Below are 17896 nucleotides of genomic sequence, written 5' to 3' on the forward strand. Positions count from 1 at the left end.
AAGGTACAATCAGAACATACCGCGCGATGGAGCAGTCTGGTAGCTCGTTGGGCTCATAACCCAAAGGTCGGAGGTTCAAATCCTTCTCGCGCAACCAAAACATGGGGCTCAGCCCCGAAGCAAAACGCCCACAGATTGTGGGCGTTTTGCTTTGCGACACATTGACTCACTCAGAGTTGTAGGTCACGAATCAAAGGGCTAGACCATGACGAACCCGGATGATCGCGTCAAGATAGTGCGGTCCAGCTGGCTAGAGACGCTGAAGGTGTATCTGGAGCCAGCGACGCTGCGCCTGTTGTTGTTGGGATTTTCGGCAGGTTTGCCACTGCTGTTGGTGCTCGGTACCCTCAGTTTCTGGCTGCGTGAAGCGGGCATTGACCGTACCACCATTGGTTATCTGAGCTGGGTTGGATTGGCCTATGCCTTCAAGTGGATGTGGGCACCCTTGGTGGACCGCTTGCCCATTCCCTTTTTGACGGCCAGACTCGGACGGCGTCGCAGCTGGTTGCTGCTCTCGCAATTGGCCATACTGGTCGGTTTGGTGGCGATGTCGTTCAATGACCCGCAGTTGGCTTTGACGCCCGTGGTGTGGGGTGCCCTGGCTGTGGCTTTTGGATCTGCGACGCAGGATATTGCGCTGGATGCCTATCGGATTGAATCCGCAGACACCAGTCGCCAGGCCGCACTGGCAGCTGCGTACCAGACCGGGTACCGGCTTGCCATGATCTGGTCCGGTGCCGGTGTGCTGTGGATTGCGGCGCGCGCGCAGGACCCAGCGCTTGCCACTTATCAGCACAGTGCGTGGCAAACCGCCTACCTGGTGATGGCCGCCAGTATGGTGCTTGGGGTCGTCACCGTGCTGTTCTCACCCGAACCGGCGGCCCGGCCGCTGACGCCTGCTCGCAATGCGCTCGATTGGCTTCACGGCGCGCTGGTGGCACCGTTTGCCGACTTTCTGCAGCGTTATCGCTGGCACGCAGTGCTGATCCTTACCTTGATCGGCACTTACCGCATCAGCGATGTGGTCATGGGCATCATGGCCAATCCGTTTTATGTCGACATGGGCTATAGCAAAGACGAGGTTGCCGCCGTGACCAAGATTTATGGCGTCATCATGACATTGGTCGGTGCTTTTGTGGGCGGCGCACTGGCGCTGCGTCTGGGGGTGATGCGGGTGTTGATGCTGGGTGCGGTGCTCAGCGCTGCCAGCAATTTGCTGTTTGCAGCCTTGAGTACGCGAGGGCATGACCTTAGCGGGCTGATCTGGGTGATCTCAGCCGACAACCTGGCCGGTGGGGTGGCATCTGCTGCCTTCATTGCCTATTTGTCGAGCCTCACCAATGTCAGTTATTCCGCCACGCAGTATGCACTCTTCAGTTCGATGATGTTGCTGCTGCCCAAGTTTGTGGCCGGTTACTCGGGTCGCTATGTCGACGCCTTTGGCTACCCCCAGTTTTTTGTTGCCACGGCCTTGCTGGGCTTGCCGGTACTGGTTTTGGTGGCGCTCACATCTCGGATTAAATTGGCGTCTAGCGCTTAACTGCATTGGACCTTATGCTACAAAAAAGTTCTGGCCAGGTTTTACCTATCTTTACCTGAACTTCAAACCAGCGTGTCGGTAAATCACTAGACTCTCAGGCCATGAACCAACACCTGCTGATGATCGAAGATGATGCGCGCCTGGCCCACATGGTGGCTGAGTACCTGCGTCAATCGGGCTATCAGGTCGACCACGCCGGAGACGCCCAGACCGGTTTGTCCATGTTGCGCTCGACCACACCGCACCTGGTGGTGCTGGACCTGATGCTGCCGGACATGGACGGGTTGGAGGTGTGCCGCCGCATCCGCGCGATGAGCGGCCCGGTGGCAAGTACCCCCATTCTGATGCTCACCGCCAAAGGCGATCCGATGGACCGCATCATTGGCCTTGAGATGGGCGCTGATGACTATTTGCCCAAGCCGTTCGAGCCGCGGGAGTTGCTGGCACGTATCCGCGCTGTCCTGCGGCGCCAGGCAGAGCCGACCGTGACGTCGCATCAGGTGTTGTCTTTTGGTTCGCTTGAGATTGATCAGGATGCACGGGTGGTCAGCGTGGCTGGCCAAGTGTGTGATCTCACTTCCTACCAGTTTGACCTGCTGGTCGCGCTGGCAGAACGTGCGGGACGGGTGTTGACGCGTGATCAGATCATGGAGGCCGTTCGCGGCCGCGAACTCGACGCGTTCGACCGTTCGATTGACGTGCACATGGGCCGGATCCGCGCCGCCATCGAGCTTGACCCGAAGTCACCCAAGCGCATCTTGACGGTGCGCGGCGTTGGCTATGTCTTTGCCCGCCAGCAAGACTGAGCGCCACCGTGCGTCATGCTGAATAAGCTCTACATCCGTATCTGGCTGGCCGTGGTGCTGGCGGTTGCGGTGTTGACCCTTTTGGTCGGGTGGATCTGGCGGATGGCGGCAGAGCCACCGCTGCGAGATGTGGTGGTGCGCAATGAGGCGGGCCAGGTGATTGGCCGTGGTCGACGACCGGCAGCGCCCGACGATCTGACTGAGCGGGAATCCGGGCCAGCCTGGCGGCAGCAGGTGCCAACTGACGCCATCCCTTTGCCACATGGGCCACGCGGACATTCTGCCAACCAGAGGGATATTGACCTTGGTTTGACCTCCGGACCCGATTTGGATCGCACGGGTGGTGCCGACTTCACCGTGCGCATGCATGACGGGCAGACCATGCGAATGCGTTTCTTGCGGGCACCGCCGTCCTTCTGGAGCCGACCTCCCTTTGGCTTTGCCTGGATGCTGGTGTGGGTTGGTATCGCGGTGGCTTTGGCAACCTATCCGATCGTGCGCACCCTGACGCGGCGCCTTGAACGCTTGCAAGATGGTGTCAAGCAGTGGGGCGACGGTGACTTGTCTATTCGTGTCCCCGAAGCCGGGCAGGATGAAGTGGCCTTTCTGGCGCGTCGATTCAACAGTGCTGCCGAGCGCATCCAGACCCTGGTTCAGTCCCATGAGACCCTGCTGGCATCGCAGAGGTCCCTGCTCGCCAATGCATCACACGAGCTCCGTTCACCCTTGGCCCGCATTCGTATTGGTCTGGAGTTGTTGGGGCCAGCTGCGTCTGAGGCGTTCAGGGGCGAAATTGCGCGAAATATCACGGAACTTGACCAACTGATCGACGAGATCTTGCTGGCCAGCCGACTCGATGCGCGCCAGGCCGATATGGGTACTGTCGAGTCGGTTGACCTGATCGGACTAGCTGCCGAGGAATGCGCACGCGTGGGCGCTGATCTTGACATCGTGGCGTCCGAGGTGGGCACCTGCGGTGACGCGGTAGCCACTGAACTCGCCGTGCAGGGGGTGGCCAAGTTGTTGCGCCGCGCCGTACGCAATCTGCTTGAGAACGCGCGCCGTCATGCAGCCGGTGAAATCCGGTTGTTGCTGTCACGGCAGAAGGACCGGGTCGAGATCCGTGTTTGTGATCGCGGGCCAGGTGTGCCTGCGGCACTGCATGAGCGCATCTTTGAGCCGTTTTATCGGCTGCCGGGTGCAACCGAGCGTGACGGCGGGGTCGGGCTGGCTCTGGCTCTGGTTAAATCCATTGCCGTGCGCCATGGCGGTCGTGCCTTTTGTCAGGATCACCCGGGCGGTGGTGCCTGTTTTGTGATCGAACTGCCTTTGACGCCCGAAAAAGCGGCTTGACGCGCGAAGCCTTACCGATTTTTTGGATTTTTTTCAAAAATACCTTGCAATATCCCCCAAATGGGGGATACCCAATGTTGTGCGACCCCGCTACAGTAGACCTCAGCTGCTGTCACAGCCATGAAGCAAAATGATTTGGAGAGTGTCAGGACGCTGTTTTTGACCAACGGAGAGTTTCCAACGACGGTTCCCCTCGGGGAATCTTTACAAGCCACCTCGCGGTGGCTTTTTTTTACTCAAAAATGCCATCAGCGTAATAGAGCGAGGTCGTGATAGCTACAAAAGACGAAGCACGTCCTGGGGCTGAATGTCGTTCAGGCAGCGGGTGTGACCAAGTGGGCAAACACGCTCAAAACACGGCGCACAGTCGAGCGCTGGCCGGTAGTTGGGGCTTTGTTTTAACCACAGAACCTGTGCCTTATCGTTCAGGGGTGGTGTGTGCAGGGGGCTGCTGGAGCCGAACAAGGCGATTTGCGGCACCGCAAAGCCCGCTGCCACATGCATCAGGCCGGAGTCGTTGCTCACTATGCATTGACTAGCTTCAATGACAGACAGAGCTTGGGCTAGCGTGGTTTTCCCTGCCAAATTAAGAACGGGGTTTTGCAACCCTGCCACGGCCTGCAAGATGTCATCGCAAAGCGCCGAATCCTTGGCTGAACCTAACAACACCACCGGCAGCTTCAGTTGCCTGGCTAGCGCCGCAAAGTGGCGGGTTGGCCAGCGTTTGGCCGGGCCAAACTCCGCCCCCGGAGCGAACACGTAGTAGGCATGGCGTTGCAAGCCCAGATCGTGGAGCACGGCTTCCACCTCAGCCACCGCCAGGTGCAGATGAGGGCGGTCACTGGCCAAGTCTGTCTCACCACTGAGCGCCGAGTAAAAGGCCACCATCGGCGGCCGTTGTGACTTGGGCGGGTTTTTCAGCCGATGGGTCAACAATCCAACGCGCGCCTCTCCCAGATAGCCGATGCGCCTGGGTATCCGCGCAAGGAATGGCAGCAGCGCACTCTTGAGGGAGTTGGGACAGATATAAGCCACATCAAACTGCGCGTCCAGCTGACGCGCCAGTCGTTGCCGCTCGCGAAACTGCAATCCACCGTGCGAAAACGGAAACTCGATCACCTGCGCCACCTGCGGCATGGCGCGGTAAACCGGTGCCACCCATGGCAGCGCTCCCACCACCAGCCGTTCTCCGCGCGCATACAACCGCCGAAGCAAGGGCTCGGTCATGACGGCGTCACCGATCCACTGCGGTGCAATGACGAGCGAACGCGTCAAGCCGGGCTCATTGAAGGGTGGCGGCGGATCGGCGCGACGGGCCTTCAATGGCCGTGGAAATGTTCACCGTCTTTGAGTTGGTACAGCGTGCCGCAATACGGGCATCTCGCTTGCCCTGTCGCAGCCACATTCAGGAACACCTTGGGGTGGCTGTTCCACAGTTTCATGTCCGCCAGCGGGCTTGGGCAGAAAACCCCGCCTTGCTGGTTGAGGTCTTTGGCCAAAATCTCGATGTTTAGGTTTGCCATGATGTTGTTGCTCTGATGTGGTCCTAGATTTGGCTTAACCAGTGTGCGTATTTCGGATTGCGGCCGTTCACGATGTCAAAAAACGCGCTTTGGATTTTCTCGGTGATCGGACCACGGCTGCCCACATAAGCGCCTTTGCCGAGTTCAATCCGGTCAAGTTCACGAATCGGGGTCACCTCGGCGGCGGTGCCGGTGAAGAAGGCCTCGTCGGCAATGTAGACTTCGTCACGGGTGATACGCTTTTGCACCAGTTCTAGGCCCAGGTCCTTGCAAATGTGCAAGACGGTGTTGCGGGTGATGCCGTTGAGGGCACCGGCCGACAAATCCGGCGTGTACACCACGCCGTCTTTCACCACAAACAGATTCTCGCCTGCCCCCTCCGAGACAAAACCATTGGCGTCAAGCAACATTGCCTCATCGTAGCCGTCATCGGTGGCCTCCAGATTGGCCAGAATCGAGTTGGTGTAGTTGCTGACCGCCTTGGCCTGGGTCATGGTGATGTTGACGTGATGCCGGGTAAAGCTCGAAATTTTCACGCGGATGCCGCGTTTCATGCCTTCTTCGCCCAGGTAGGCACCCCAGGGCCAGGCCGCCACCATCAGGTGAATGGTGTTGCCCTTGGGTGAGACACCGAGCTTTTTGTCGCCAATCCAGGTCAGCGGACGCAGGTAGCCGGATTCGAGCTTGTTCTCACGGATGACAGCTTTTTGCGCCTCGTTGACTTCCTCTTTGGTAAACGGAATCTTCATGCGCAGAATCTTGGCGCTATTGAAGAGTCGGTCGGTGTGTTCTTCGAGGCGAAAGATGGCTGTGCCATTGACCGTGTTGTAAGCGCGCACACCTTCAAAAGCGCCGCAGCCGTAGTGCAGGGTGTGGGTCAGCACGTGGATCTTGGCTTCGCGCCAGTCCACCATCTGGCCATCCATCCAGATTTTGCCGTCGCGGTCAGCCATTGAGGGGGGTAGGGGACTCATCGGTTGTTCCTTAATAGTCAGCGTTGCACTGAAGGTCAAAACCGTTATTTTACGGGGCTGGCCCTACCCTGGCCAGCCCCCTTGGATGCGCTTTAACGCGTGAGCATCAGGCGAAGCTGTCCGCCATCAAGGCGTTGAACCAGGTGTTCATCTCCTTGAAGTTCTCCGAATCCCAGGTCTCAGAGGCTGCAACCCCGGCACCACCGACCTTCATTTTGGACGTGGCCGTGTCGTACTGGTAAACCGCGGTCAGCCAGGAGGCCTGCGACATGGTAATGGTCGAGTAACAGGCCGAGTTGGTCACTGGTGCCGGGTCGGGCGGTAGCCCGGCCAAGGCGCGCACGATGGCATCGGCGCAGACCTTGGCTTCCTGGTTTGCAATGTGACCTGCCTTGGGCTGGGTGGTATCGCTGGCGTCGCCAATGATGTGGATCTTCGGCGCCTTGGTGCTCTCGTAAGTCAGGTGCTTGACGGTGGCAAACCGACCATCCGCAGAGTTGTTAAGTTCGGCTTTGGCAATCAGGCTGCCGGCCTTTTGGGGCGGGATCAGGTTCACCACACCCAGACCCAATTGCGGGCCCATGGTGGTGTCCAGACTCATCTTGGCAGGATCCACACTATTCACCTCGGCATTGGGGATGTAATCAATGTTGTGCATTTTGAAAGCTGCTTCAAACACCAGCTTCTCGGCCTGGATGACAGGGTTGGCATCCAACACAATGACCTTGGACCTGGGCTTGTTCTTCTTCAGCCAGTCAGCAACCAGGCAAGCCCGTTCGTACGGGCCGGGCGGGCAGCGGTATGGGGCTTTGGGAATGGTCAGCGCAAAGGTGCCGCCGTCCGTCATGGCCTTGAGCTGGTTGGCAAGCAAAGTCGTTTGCATGCCAGCCTTCCAGGCGTGCGGCATGCGATCGGATGCGCCCAAGCCCTTTACCTCATCAAAATCAATGCCCGGCGCGATCACGATGCGGTCGGCAGCCAGGATGGTGCCGTCTGCCAGCTTCACTTTCACGCCAACCGTATCGATCTCCTGGACATCACTTTTGATCACGGTGACGCCATAGGCCGACACCAGTTTGCTGTAGTTGTAGGTCAGGCTGGCCATGGTGCGCTGGCCGGACAACACCAGCGAGCTCATGATGTTGGAGACATAGCTGCTTTCACGCTCGATCAGCGTCACGCCAATGTTGTTGCCCCACAGCCGCAAGTACTTGGCCACAGTTGCGCCAGCCATACCGCCTCCAATCACGATCACACGGGATTTGACGCCTGAGGCAGCCGTTGGTGTCGGCGCGGGCGCAGGTGAACCCGTGGCGTTGCCATAGGTTTTCTTGCCCTTTTTCTTGTCGTCATCGGCCCAGGCCAAGGGTGAGCTTGCCGCCAGCAATATGCCGCTTTTCGAGAGGAAATATCTTCTTTGCATGTGTTTCTCCAGATGGACAGGGTTAACGCTGGGTAGCCAGCCAACTGGCGAGGGACAGCAATTGGGCATCGGTATAGCCCATGGCATGTTTGGCCATGATGCCCTGACCCTCTTTGCCACTCTGAAACTCTTTGAGTTCCTTGTAAATCTCGTTGGCCGACTCGCCACTCAGTTTGTCAAACCCGGGACCTTTGCCGTTAGTGCCATGGCACTGAAAACAGTTGGATGCCAGCAGTCGGCCTGTCGGTGGTGCCGTTTGGGCATGCAGGCCCTGCGTGAAAGCAAAGGCAAGTGCAGTCACGCAGCCCGCTTGGAAGAGATGTTTCATGAAAACCCTTTCGTAAAAGACGATAAGGAGTTTCGAGCTTGAGCGTGTTACTGTCTGTATAAAAGCGTAAGCAGATGTAATCAGTCAGCGCGGCCAGGAGACCGCGACGCACAGACCTCCAAGCGCCGGGCAACGCGTCACGTCGATTTGTGCCTGATAGACCGAAGCAATTCGCCGCACAATCGACCAGCCCAAACCGCTACCGGGTTGCTCACTGCCCAAAACCCGAAAGAACCGCTCGCCCAGGCGTGCCATACCGGCTTCATCAAGCCCCGGCCCACTGTCTTGCACTGTGAGCGTCACCTTTGACCCGGAGCACCGCACAGACACCCAAACCCGTGCACCGTCGGGGCTGTAGCGCAGCGCGTTGTCTACCAGGTTGCGCAGCAAAACAGCGGTCAATGCGGCGTCTGCCGCAATCAGGCAGGGCGCCGGCGCCTCCAGTTCAAGTGTTTGCTTGCGGCTCAATGCCACCGGTGCAACCTCGGCCGCAACCTGCTGCGCCAACTCGGACACATCGGATCGCCCGGACGGCGCTGCTGCGCTGGCGTCAAGCCGCGACAGCGTCAGCAGTTGTTCCACCAGATGTGTGGCACGGTCGCATCCGGCCAGGGTCTGGGCCAGCGCGTGATTGCGCCCGACTTGGTCGGCGCCGGCACCCAGTGCGACCTGCGCCTGCATCCGGATCGCCGCGATCGGCGTGCGCAGTTCATGGGCTGCGTCAGCGGTAAAGCGCCGCTCGGTTGCCAGCATCTGTTGGATGCGCTCCAGCAAGGCGTTAAGTGCCTGGACGACGGGCTCGACTTCAGACGGCATATCACCCAGTTCCACTGCATCGAGTGCCTGCGCCTGGCGCTGTGCCAGCACCCGGCTCAAGCTGCGCAGCGGGGACAGGCCATGGCGTACCGCAACCCAGCCAACCAGTCCCAGTATCGGCAATGCAAACAACAAGGGCATCAAAACACCCTGCAGCACAGCCCAAAAAATGGCGTTGCGTGACGACAGCAATTCACCAATATAAACCTGCACATCGCCCTCGTTCCCCTGCGCCGCAAAGACGCGCCAGGACGTCTGATCGCCCATGTCCACCGTATCAAACCCCCGCGTCTTTTGCGACATGGGTGCCACCGGGGCGTTGGCAGAGCGCAGGCTGAGGCGGCCTTCATGAAACACCTGAAACGCGACCCGTGGCGCATATTTGTGCAAGCTGGGTGCATCATCGTCATGGCTTGTGTTGTGCACAGCGTCCCCTGCCGTGTCCTCCGGGCCATGACCGGTCTGCTGTGCAACCAACAAAGCTGCCGATTGGGCCAGGTGACCGTCCAGCAGTTCATCGAGTTCATGCTGGGTATCGAGCATGGTAAATATGGCTGCTGCCAGCCAGACCAGACTCACCATCACCAGCAACAATGCGAGCAGGCGTGCTTGCAATGATTTCAACGGAGGTAACAGTCGCACCGTATGGCTCTGCGGCTTACTTGGGTCGTACAACGGTGTAACCTACACCACGCACGGTTTGGATCAGGTCCGGCCGCAACTTCTTTCGCAGGTGGTGAATGTGCACTTCGATCGCGTTGCTCTCGACTTCGCAGCCCCAGCTGTAAAGCTGCTGCTCAAGCTGCTCCCGTGACAGAACCCGACCCATGTTGAGCAGCAGGACATGCAGCAGGTCGAATTCACGGGTTGACAGGGTGACGGACTGGCCATGCAGACTAACCTGACGTGCCGACAGGTTCATTTGCAAGTCGTCGCAATCGATCAGATCCTGCGTTTGACCGTGTGCGCGCCGCACCAGCGAGCGTAGACGCGCGCCCAACTCAAACAGGTCGACCGGCTTCAAGACATAGTCATCGGCACCCAGATCCAGCCCCTTGATCCGATCGGGCACCGCATCACGCGCTGTCAGCACCAGAATCGGCAGACTGATTTTTCTCAGACGCAGCGATTGCAGGACTTCCAATCCGCTCTTGAAAGGCAGGCCCAGATCCAGCACGGCGGCCTGGTATTCGCCACTGACCATTTCGCGTTCAGCCGCCAGGCCATCGCGCACCCAGTCAACCTGGTAGCCCTGTTGGCGCAGACCGGCACGCAGGCCGTCGCCCAGCATGCTGTCGTCTTCAGCCAGCAGAATACGCATGAATGCCTGGCTGGCGCATCACCTGGGACGCAGCGCGTCGGCTCAAGGGGGCGGAAGGTGTCGAAACACGGGAGTCGACGGGTGCCGACCTGTCATGCAGGGTCAGCCGCCCCCGGGTTGTTTTCAGATAGTCCTGCACCAGCGGATCAGAGTGCCAGCTACCTGGTCCAAGCAACAGGCAAACCGGGCGATTCCGTCCACGCATCAGACGTTTCATCAAGGTCACAAACTGGGCGGCGTTGCAGTCATCCGGGCAGACGTTGAACCAGAAAGCCCCTTTCAGGTTGACCATCCACAATTGCTGCGAAGCGGTGTGCGCGCAGGTGCGCATTTCGCCGAACAAAAGGTCAGCCCCCTTGGCTCTGGCGTGTTCGGTCAGAGCGAGTAGTGTTGTCGATGGTCCCAATAAGTTGCCAAACACCACCGGCACCGACACCTGATGGTTGAGTTTGGCGGGCGGCAAACCAAGGCGCGACAACAGGTTGGCGACGGTCAGGATCGACAGCTTGACGCCCAGGCGGCTGTGTATCAACTGTTGCACGCGCTGCTGCGTCCATAGACTGCCAGACAGATCACATTGATCGGGACGTTTGCCGTTCAGGCAGTCAAAAATCTGGCTTTGCTGTGTTGGCGCGAGCTTGCACGGTCGCCCACCGCCGGTGCTGGCGGACAAGCTTGTGGGACCGTGTTTTCTCAGAGCGGCAAAACATTGGTAGGCCCAGGCCCGGCTCATCCCCAAAGATGCAGCCACCAGACTGGGGTGCTCCCCCTGGTCGATGCGGGTTGCCGCCAGCACTCGGCGTTCTTGTTTTGCCTGGCGCGTTGGGACTTGGTAATGGGTGTTGGGCTCGCCGGATGCCGCCGACGGATGCAAAGGACTCATCACCGCACTGTATTTTTTTCAGATTAAGGGAGGCTTAACGCCCGTTTCGCACAGTATCCTTGGTGCCTTGTTGCGTGAAAACAGGGATTGGAGTCATACATGATTTCTGCGTTGCGGTTGACCAGGGGGTTTGTCGCGTTGACGGCTATCGGTTGGGGTGGCCTGGTGAACCTGTGTCATGCGCAGGGAAGCTGGTCGTCCAATCCGCAGGTGCCAGCCAGCGATACGCGTCATCAGAGCTCCGGCGGGGTTTATGGTACCCATTATTCCGCCAGCAACTGTGTGGATTGCGGTCGCGTCACCGCCATCACGGTGGCTGAAAAGCCATTGCAGGATGCGACTCTGGGCCTGGTGGCGGGCGGTGTAGCGGGCGCGGTTCTGGGTCGGCAGATTGGCGCTGGCCGAGGCAAAGATGTGGCGACGATCGCGGGTGCGGTTGGCGGTGCCTACGCCGGCAAAAAAATCCATGAAAACATGGGTCTGCAAAAAAACTGGACCGTGAGCGTGACCTACAACGACGGACGTAGTGCAAGTTTTGACTTTGAACAGGACCCCGGGTTGGCCGTCGGTGACAGCGTCAGAAGGGCTGGCCAAACGCTGGTGCGCCAGTAACGGAGCCACTCAGCTCAAGCTGCGAACGATCTCCATCGCCTGTTCCACCCGATCCACCGCGTGGATGGTCAAGCCTTCCAGTGGTTTCTTTGGCGCGTTGGCCTTGGGGACGATGGCCACAGAAAAACCCAGTTTGGCGGCCTCCCGCAGCCGCTCCTGGCCGCGCGGTGCCGGCCTTATTTCGCCCGCCAGCCCGACTTCACCATAGGCGAAAAACCCTTTTGGTAGCGCCTTGCCGCGCAATGACGAGGTGATCGCCAGCAGCACGGCCAGGTCGGCCGCCGGCTCCGAGATGCGCACGCCACCCACTGCATTGACAAATACATCCTGATCCATACACGGTACCCCGGCGTGGCGGTGCAACACTGCCAGCAGCATCGCCAGTCGGTCCTTGTCCAGCCCGACACTGAGCCGTCGTGGGCTGGGTCCACCGCTGTCGACCAGCGCCTGAATTTCCACCAGCATCGGGCGTGTTCCCTCCAAGGTCACCATGACGCAACTGCCGGGCACCGGTTCGGCATGTTGGCTCAGGAATATCGCGCTCGGGTTGCTCACCCCTTTTAACCCTCTTTCGGTCATGGCAAAGACGCCGATCTCGTTGACCGCGCCAAAACGGTTCTTGATGGCGCGAACCAACCGAAAACTGCTGTGGGTGTCACCCTCAAAGTACAGCACGGTGTCCACCATGTGTTCCAGCACCCGGGGCCCGGCCAGAGCACCTTCTTTGGTGACGTGGCCAACCAGCACCATGCAGATGCCATTGGCCTTGGCGGCGCGGGTCAGGTGTGCGGCACATTCACGTACCTGAGCGACCGAACCGGGTGCCGAGCTGAGTTGCTCGGAATAGACCGTCTGGATCGAGTCAATCACCGCAATGTTGGGTCGTGTGGCATCCAGCGTGGCGAGGATTTTCTCCAGCTGGATTTCGGCAAGTACCCGCACTTGGGAGTGGTCCAGCCCCAGGCGCCGCGCCCGTAGTGCCACCTGGGCGCCGCTTTCTTCACCCGTGACATACAAGGTGGCTTGGCCGCTGCGCTGCAGCGAATCAAGTGCCTGCAACAGCAGCGTCGATTTGCCAATGCCGGGGTCGCCGCCGATCAGCACCACTCCGCCATCGACCATGCCGCCGCCCAGCACCCGGTCCAGCTCGTCGTGACCGGTGGGTGTGCGGGCCATGTCCACCGCGTCGATGTCGCCCAGAATGGCAATCTCGGCGGTTTTGGCCAGCGCTGCAAACCTGTTTTTGGTCGTGACACTGCCTTCTGGGGCTGACTCAATCAGCGTGTTCCAGGCATGGCAATGCGGGCATTTGCCCAGCCATTTGGGACTGCTGCCACCACAGTCGGAACAAACAAATTGGGTTTTCTCCTTCACCATGGCCTTTAGACCCCGTGCTGCTGGCGCAGTCGGCGTACCTTGTCCAGGCTGATGCGGATGTTGACGGACTTGCCCGGCACCGGCGCACGCACCACATAGTCGTTGCTGCGAGGATGAGCAGTGTCGTGGTAGACATACGCGCTCAGGGCAATGCCTTTGGCATTCATGATGCTCGCCACGTGTGGGGTGTTGGCGCGGCTGCCGCGCTTGATTACCACGGCAATTTCACCATTGGCCAGTTGCACCAAGCTGCCAGGCGGGTAAAAACCCAGCACCGCAGCGATGGCATGGCGCAGCGCCACGGTGCGGGGATCGTTTTCCAGCAACAGCATCTTGGTGGCACCCAGCGGCACCATGGCCGGGCGACTGACACGCGGGGCCATTTTCGCGATCAGGGCATCAGCCAGGTTCAACAGGCGAAGACGTGTCAGGTCCTCGGCCACCAACGGTGCCAGCTCCGGGGTGTGGTGCCAGTTCACCACACCCAAAACCTCTTCGTCTGACACGCCAAACCCGCGCAGGATCTCGGTGCTGGTGGGTGGGTGCGCTTCGATGATCTGGCGCTGGCCGGGATCCGGCGGCCGATACTGCCGGGTCAGGCTGTCTTGAGGGCGTGCCATGCCAATGTTCATCACCATGGCCGACCGTAGCAGCAGCGATGGGCTTTCCTCGGGATGGGCAATTTTCTCAGCCGCCAGCGCACACACCACCCCCGCCAGCAGGGCATGGGTGGCGCAATACCCGAGGTTCAGGTCGGGCAGCGCCTGAAACAACTCAAACAGGGCCTCGTCCGGATCATGGCGCAGCAAGGTCAGCGCTTTTTCTTCAAGTCCCTGCAATCGCGTCAGTGGCTGGGTAGCGTCGGCACCCTGGTACAACAGGCTGCGCAACACCTCCTGCAAGTCCAGCCAGCCGCCATCCACGCCACTGCCTTCCAGATAGTCGGTATCCAGAATTTCGTAGGGCATGGGTGTGCGAGAGATTGCCGCCATATCAACACCCGCCGCCCGCATCGAGCGCATGCTGCGTTCCAGGCTGCGCAGCCAGGCCCGGGAATCGGCCTCGGTGGTACAGGCGTGGTGGGCGGCGAGCATGTCACGGTGCGACAGGGACAGCAAAATCTGTCCGCGGCGCAGCAGCAGGCGACCGTCCGGCGTCCACACATCCACTGGCAGCGGTTTGCCGATTTGCAGTCGATTCAAAGGAACCGGTACATAAGCCATCACGGCTCCACCACCACCGGCACACGCGTGGCCAGGGCACACATCAACTCATAACCCAGGGTGCCAGCCGATCTGGCCACCTCATCGATGCCCAGCACCGTGCCGTGGCTGGCGCGACCCCACAAGGTCACTTCGGTACCGACATCGACGGCCTGGCCCTGGGCCAGCGGTGCAGTCAGGTCCACCGCGATCATGTCCATGCTGACCCGACCCAGCGTTCGGGTGCGTACCCCCGCCACCAGAATGGGGGTGCCGGTCGGGCAGAGTCTTGGATAGCCGTCGGCATAGCCGCACGCCACCACACCGATCTGTAGCGGGTGTTCCGCCACAAAAGTCGACCCATATCCGATGCTGGCCCCCGCTTCCAGGGACTGTATGGCGATTAATTTTGAAGACAGTGTCATGCCGGGCTGTAACTCCCAGTGGGCAACGTCGTGGTCCGCGAAGTCCGGCGCACTACCGTAGAGCAGAATGCCGGGGCGAATCCAGTCGCTGGCCAGGTTGGCTGTAGGGTGACGCAAGGTGGCGGCACTGTTGCTGAGTGAGCGCTCACCAGGTAATTCGTGCGTGGCGGCTTCAAATACCTGCATCTGTTGTTCGATGCCGCGTGTGCCATCGGCATCGCTGAAGTGTGTCATCAGCGAAATTTCCTCAACCTGCGGCAATGCATTCAATCGGGTCCAGGCCGCTCGGTAGCGTTGTGGTGCAAAACCCAGGCGATTCATGCCTGAATTCATCTTCAGGAATACGCGATGTCCCTGGTTGGTTTTATGTGCGGACAGCATGTCCATCTGAGCATCACAGTGCACCACGTGCCACAGATCCAGGCGTGAGCACAGTTCCAGGTCGCGCATCTCGAACACACCTTCGAGCAGCAAAATCGGCCCGCGCCAGCCCAGAGCGCGTACCCGCTGGGCTTCCTCCAGATCCAGCAGTGCGAAACCATCGGCACCACGAAAGCCGGCATAGACCCTTTCGATGCCATGGCCGTAGGCATTGGCTTTGACAACCGCCCACAGCTTGGCCTCAGGCGCCGCACGGCGTGCGCGCGACAGGTTGTGTTGCAGCGCAGCGGTGTGAATAGTGGCAAGAATCGGACGTGGCATAGGCACATGGGTAAATGAGACAGGTGCAATTTTGACATTGCCGGGCGTGCTATAACCTGCACCAAGTTTGGAGACACATCACACCAGCCTGGAACCTCACAGGGCGTGGCACAACAGGAATCCATGAAGCGCGGTTTTTTTACCATCATGGCAGCGCAGTTTTTCAGCTCGCTTGCCGACAATGCCCTGTTTGTGGCGGCTGTGCAGTTGCTGCGCAGCCACCGCTCGCCAGAGTGGCAACAGGCGGCTCTGGTGCCGATGTTTGCGCTGTTCTACGTGGTGCTGGCACCTTTTGTGGGGGCTTTCGCCGACTCCATGCCCAAAGGCAGAGTCATGCTGGTCAGCAACTTCATCAAGGTGGCGGGTTGCCTGTTCATGTTGTTTGGCACCCACCCCTTGCTGGCGTATGCCATTGTTGGTTTGGGTGCGGCAGCCTACTCGCCGGCCAAATACGGCATCCTCACCGAGTTGCTGCCTGCTTCGCAGCTGGTCAAGGCCAACGGCTGGATCGAAGGTTTGACGATTGGCTCCATCATCCTGGGGGTGCTGTTGGGTGGGCAGTTGGTGGCACCCCACCTGTCCAGAAAGTTGCTGGCCATCGACTTTCCATATATCGATACCGGCATCAACAGCGCACCCGAGGCGGCGATTTCGGTCCTCATTCTGGTTTACCTGCTGGCTGCCTGGTTCAACACCCATATTCCACTGACCGGGGTGCTGATGCGTCCCATGCCCAAGCGCCTGGCATCACTGCTGCCGGACTTCTGGTCCTGCAACGCACGGCTTTGGCGCGACAAACTCGGGCAGATCTCTTTGGCGGCCACCACCTTGATCTGGGGTGTGGCTGGCAATTTGCGCTTCATTGTGCTGGCCTGGGCAGCGGCAGCGCTGGGCTACTCGGTGACCCAGGCCTCTGCGTTGCAAGGGGTGGTGGCGATTGGCATGGCGGTAGGTGCTGTGGTGGCATCGATGCGAATGCGGCTGGAAGACGGGCCACGCGTGATCACACTGGGCATCGGGATGGGTTTGCTGATCATTTTGCTGATCTTCATTGACAACGTGTGGATTGCCGCACCGTTTTTGATCCTGTTGGGGGCGCTGGGCGGCTTTCTGGTGGTGCCGATGAACGCGCTGCTGCAACACCGCGGGCACAACCTGATGGGCGCTGGCCGATCGATTGCAGTGCAAAACTTTAACGAACAGGCATGTATTTTGGGCCTGGGGGCGCTGTACAGCTTGTCCACCGGCCTGGGTTTGCCCACCTTTGGCGCGATCACCATGTTTGGTCTGACCATTGCCGGCTTCATGTGGATTATCAAGCGCTGGCATACCCGCAACTGCCGCGACCACAACATTGAAGTGGAGCGCCTGCTGGCCATCGCCCGCAATGACAAGGCGCATGGTTGACGCTGATATACGGTCGTGTCCCAATCAGTCAGCGGGGCATAAATTTTGCGTGACGTTTCCGAGCTGTTTGACCATATGAAACTTGCTGATGCCGTGGGGATAAGCCGTGTTTTCATACGCGACCTGGTAGCCCAGTGATTGGTAAAGTGACGGAGCCTGAAAGCTGAAGGTTTCGAGGTAGAAGCCGGTGCAGCCGTGACGCTGTGCGTGGGCCTCAAAGCGCTGGATCAACTCGACGGCAAGCCCCTGGCGACGGTGGGCTGGAGCAACCCACAACTGCTGCAGTTCGCAATGTTGCCCCCACCAACGTCCCACTGCGCCGCCGATCACTTGCCCATCACCGGATCGAGCGAAGCAAGAGATGGGCTGCACTTCATGCAGTGGCGCCGCAGCGTCATTAGACTCGCCCAGTCCGCGGTCGACCACGGCAGTCTCGTCTGGTGGATAGCCGTCGTGAACCGAGAAGCCGGGGTCGGGCATGGTGACGTCCTTGGTGATTCAGTGTTTTTGCTGGCATGAAGAGCACAACTATAAGCAAGGCAGCAAAAAAGGGCTTGACCTTCCCCTGGGTTGACCAGAACCTGGCCGGGCAATATGCCCCGCACCGACAAGGCCAAAGGCGATCGCATACATTGGGTGGCGCAGAAACTGCGTTGGCGTGAATGACTTGGAAAGGAACGGATATGACCACGGTATATGACTTCGAGGCGCTGTCGATCGACGGCAAAAAGGTGGCGCTCAAGCAGTTCAAGGGCAAAGCGCTGCTGATCGTCAACACTGCCAGTGCGTGCGGGTTTACGCCGCAGTTTGCCGGGCTGGAGAAACTGCATGAAACCTATGGGGCACAGGGTCTGGTGGTGCTGGGTTTTCCGTGCAACCAGTTCGGTGCGCAAGACAGCGGTAGCAACGACGAGATTGCCAGCTTTTGTCAGCTCAACTACGGCGTGACTTTCCCGATGATGGAAAAGATCGACGTCAACGGTGCTCAGGCGCATCCGCTTTACCAATGGCTGTCGGCGGAGGCGCCGGGCTTGTTGGGCAGCAAGTCGATCAAGTGGAACTTCACCAAGTTTCTGGTCGGCAAAGATGGGGGGGTGCTCAAGCGCTACGCGCCCACCGATTCGCCTGAGAGTTTGACCAAAGACATCGAAGCCGCGCTGGCCATTGGCTGACTGTGACAGTCCCAATCGTGGCCGGTGCGCCG

18 protein-coding genes and 1 tRNA gene are annotated in these 17896 nt (G+C 59.6%); 7 read left to right on the top strand and 12 right to left on the bottom strand.

What is annotated here, in order from left to right:
- Positions 1-20: 20 nt before the first annotated feature.
- From KBF66_RS03795 to KBF66_RS03810, 4 genes are all read left to right on the top strand, one after another.
- Positions 21-97, top strand: a tRNA-Met gene (locus tag KBF66_RS03795).
- 108 nt (positions 98-205) lie between these two features.
- The gene (locus KBF66_RS03800) at positions 206-1540 is read left to right on the top strand and encodes an AmpG family muropeptide MFS transporter (RefSeq protein ID WP_296652455.1); all 1335 of its coding nucleotides are present in this window, start codon (positions 206-208) and stop codon (positions 1538-1540) included.
- 101 nt (positions 1541-1641) lie between these two features.
- Positions 1642-2346, top strand: a complete 705-nt coding sequence (locus KBF66_RS03805; protein WP_296652458.1) for a response regulator transcription factor — start codon at positions 1642-1644, stop codon at positions 2344-2346.
- Positions 2347-2361: 15 nt separating this feature from the next.
- On the top strand, positions 2362-3699 hold the full coding sequence (locus KBF66_RS03810) for a HAMP domain-containing sensor histidine kinase (RefSeq protein WP_296652461.1): 1338 nt from the start codon (positions 2362-2364) through the stop codon (positions 3697-3699).
- Between the two features lie 276 nt (positions 3700-3975).
- On the opposite strand, the gene waaF is transcribed toward KBF66_RS03810, so the two are convergent.
- From waaF to KBF66_RS03850, 8 genes are all read right to left on the bottom strand, one after another.
- Complete coding sequence (gene waaF, locus KBF66_RS03815; protein WP_296652464.1) at positions 3976-4974, bottom strand: lipopolysaccharide heptosyltransferase II; 999 nt, start codon at positions 4972-4974, stop codon at positions 3976-3978.
- Positions 4975-5018: 44 nt separating this feature from the next.
- The gene (locus KBF66_RS03820) at positions 5019-5222 is read right to left on the bottom strand and encodes a zinc-finger domain-containing protein (protein WP_296652467.1); all 204 of its coding nucleotides are present in this window, start codon (positions 5220-5222) and stop codon (positions 5019-5021) included.
- 23 nt (positions 5223-5245) lie between these two features.
- Positions 5246-6196, bottom strand: coding sequence for a branched-chain amino acid transaminase (locus tag KBF66_RS03825; RefSeq protein WP_296652472.1), 951 nt, complete (start codon positions 6194-6196; stop codon positions 5246-5248).
- A gap of 106 nt (positions 6197-6302) precedes the next feature.
- Positions 6303-7619: an FAD-dependent oxidoreductase gene (locus KBF66_RS03830; RefSeq protein ID WP_296652474.1), complete on the bottom strand. Its 1317-nt coding sequence runs from the start codon at positions 7617-7619 to the stop codon at positions 6303-6305.
- 22 nt (positions 7620-7641) lie between these two features.
- The gene (locus tag KBF66_RS03835; protein ID WP_296652476.1) at positions 7642-7947 is read right to left on the bottom strand and encodes a c-type cytochrome; all 306 of its coding nucleotides are present in this window, start codon (positions 7945-7947) and stop codon (positions 7642-7644) included.
- An 84-nt stretch (positions 7948-8031) separates the two neighbouring features.
- Positions 8032-9387 carry an ATP-binding protein gene (locus tag KBF66_RS03840; RefSeq protein WP_365732526.1) on the bottom strand — a complete coding sequence of 452 codons (1356 nt, stop codon included), beginning with the start codon at positions 9385-9387 and terminating at the stop codon, positions 8032-8034.
- A gap of 34 nt (positions 9388-9421) precedes the next feature.
- Positions 9422-10084: a response regulator transcription factor gene (locus KBF66_RS03845; protein ID WP_296652478.1), complete on the bottom strand. Its 663-nt coding sequence runs from the start codon at positions 10082-10084 to the stop codon at positions 9422-9424.
- Positions 10065-10967: a winged helix-turn-helix domain-containing protein gene (locus KBF66_RS03850; RefSeq protein WP_296652480.1), complete on the bottom strand. Its 903-nt coding sequence runs from the start codon at positions 10965-10967 to the stop codon at positions 10065-10067. The genes KBF66_RS03845 and KBF66_RS03850 overlap by 20 nt, the downstream gene beginning before the upstream one ends.
- Positions 10968-11066: 99 nt before the next feature.
- Between KBF66_RS03850 and KBF66_RS03855 the strand changes: the two genes are divergently transcribed.
- On the top strand, positions 11067-11579 hold the full coding sequence (locus KBF66_RS03855) for a glycine zipper 2TM domain-containing protein (protein ID WP_296652483.1): 513 nt from the start codon (positions 11067-11069) through the stop codon (positions 11577-11579).
- 9 nt (positions 11580-11588) lie between these two features.
- Here KBF66_RS03855 and radA read toward each other — a convergent pair whose 3' ends face one another.
- Genes radA through alr form a run of 3 tightly spaced genes read right to left on the bottom strand, consistent with a single transcriptional unit; the run spans position 11589 to position 15285 of the window.
- Positions 11589-12956 (bottom strand): DNA repair protein RadA, encoded by a 1368-nt coding sequence (radA, locus tag KBF66_RS03860; RefSeq protein ID WP_296652485.1) that lies wholly within the window; start codon positions 12954-12956, stop codon positions 11589-11591.
- Between the two features lie 5 nt (positions 12957-12961).
- Complete coding sequence (locus KBF66_RS03865; RefSeq protein WP_296652487.1) at positions 12962-14179, bottom strand: HD domain-containing protein; 1218 nt, start codon at positions 14177-14179, stop codon at positions 12962-12964.
- On the bottom strand, positions 14179-15285 hold the full coding sequence (gene alr, locus KBF66_RS03870) for an alanine racemase (RefSeq protein WP_296652490.1): 1107 nt from the start codon (positions 15283-15285) through the stop codon (positions 14179-14181). Before alr ends, KBF66_RS03865 begins: the two co-directional genes overlap by 1 nt.
- 123 nt (positions 15286-15408) lie before the next feature.
- On the opposite strand from alr, the gene lplT reads away from it, so the two are divergent.
- Complete coding sequence (gene lplT, locus KBF66_RS03875; protein WP_296652492.1) at positions 15409-16692, top strand: lysophospholipid transporter LplT; 1284 nt, start codon at positions 15409-15411, stop codon at positions 16690-16692.
- Between the two features lie 24 nt (positions 16693-16716).
- On the opposite strand, the gene KBF66_RS03880 is transcribed toward lplT, so the two are convergent.
- Complete coding sequence (locus tag KBF66_RS03880) at positions 16717-17172, bottom strand: GNAT family N-acetyltransferase (RefSeq protein ID WP_296652494.1); 456 nt, start codon at positions 17170-17172, stop codon at positions 16717-16719.
- Between the two features lie 203 nt (positions 17173-17375).
- Here KBF66_RS03880 and KBF66_RS03885 point away from each other — a divergent pair, with 203 nt between their 5' ends.
- Positions 17376-17864 carry a glutathione peroxidase gene (locus tag KBF66_RS03885; protein WP_296652496.1) on the top strand — a complete coding sequence of 163 codons (489 nt, stop codon included), beginning with the start codon at positions 17376-17378 and terminating at the stop codon, positions 17862-17864.
- The last annotated feature ends 32 nt before the right edge of the window (positions 17865-17896 follow it).

The organism is Rhodoferax sp., from assembly GCF_018063565.1.
GTDB lineage: Bacteria > Pseudomonadota > Gammaproteobacteria > Burkholderiales > Burkholderiaceae_C > Rhodoferax.

Excerpts from the sequence above, each read along its gene's own strand:
- KBF66_RS03800 (WP_296652455.1), top strand. The coding sequence starts at position 206 with ATGACGAACCCGGATGATCGCGTCAAGATAGTGCGGTCCAGCTGGCTA.
- KBF66_RS03805 (WP_296652458.1), top strand. The coding sequence starts at position 1,642 with ATGAACCAACACCTGCTGATGATCGAAGATGATGCGCGCCTGGCCCAC.
- KBF66_RS03810 (WP_296652461.1), top strand. The coding sequence starts at position 2,362 with ATGCTGAATAAGCTCTACATCCGTATCTGGCTGGCCGTGGTGCTGGCG.
- KBF66_RS03820 (WP_296652467.1), bottom strand. The coding sequence starts at position 5,222 with ATGGCAAACCTAAACATCGAGATTTTGGCCAAAGACCTCAACCAGCAA.
- KBF66_RS03825 (WP_296652472.1), bottom strand. The coding sequence starts at position 6,196 with ATGAGTCCCCTACCCCCCTCAATGGCTGACCGCGACGGCAAAATCTGG.
- KBF66_RS03830 (WP_296652474.1), bottom strand. The coding sequence starts at position 7,619 with ATGCAAAGAAGATATTTCCTCTCGAAAAGCGGCATATTGCTGGCGGCA.
- KBF66_RS03835 (WP_296652476.1), bottom strand. The coding sequence starts at position 7,947 with ATGAAACATCTCTTCCAAGCGGGCTGCGTGACTGCACTTGCCTTTGCT.
- KBF66_RS03845 (WP_296652478.1), bottom strand. The coding sequence starts at position 10,084 with ATGCGTATTCTGCTGGCTGAAGACGACAGCATGCTGGGCGACGGCCTG.
- KBF66_RS03850 (WP_296652480.1), bottom strand. The coding sequence starts at position 10,967 with ATGAGTCCTTTGCATCCGTCGGCGGCATCCGGCGAGCCCAACACCCAT.
- KBF66_RS03855 (WP_296652483.1), top strand. The coding sequence starts at position 11,067 with ATGATTTCTGCGTTGCGGTTGACCAGGGGGTTTGTCGCGTTGACGGCT.
- radA (WP_296652485.1), bottom strand. The coding sequence starts at position 12,956 with ATGGTGAAGGAGAAAACCCAATTTGTTTGTTCCGACTGTGGTGGCAGC.
- KBF66_RS03865 (WP_296652487.1), bottom strand. The coding sequence starts at position 14,179 with ATGGCTTATGTACCGGTTCCTTTGAATCGACTGCAAATCGGCAAACCG.
- alr (WP_296652490.1), bottom strand. The coding sequence starts at position 15,285 with ATGCCACGTCCGATTCTTGCCACTATTCACACCGCTGCGCTGCAACAC.
- lplT (WP_296652492.1), top strand. The coding sequence starts at position 15,409 with ATGAAGCGCGGTTTTTTTACCATCATGGCAGCGCAGTTTTTCAGCTCG.
- KBF66_RS03880 (WP_296652494.1), bottom strand. The coding sequence starts at position 17,172 with ATGCCCGACCCCGGCTTCTCGGTTCACGACGGCTATCCACCAGACGAG.
- KBF66_RS03885 (WP_296652496.1), top strand. The coding sequence starts at position 17,376 with ATGACCACGGTATATGACTTCGAGGCGCTGTCGATCGACGGCAAAAAG.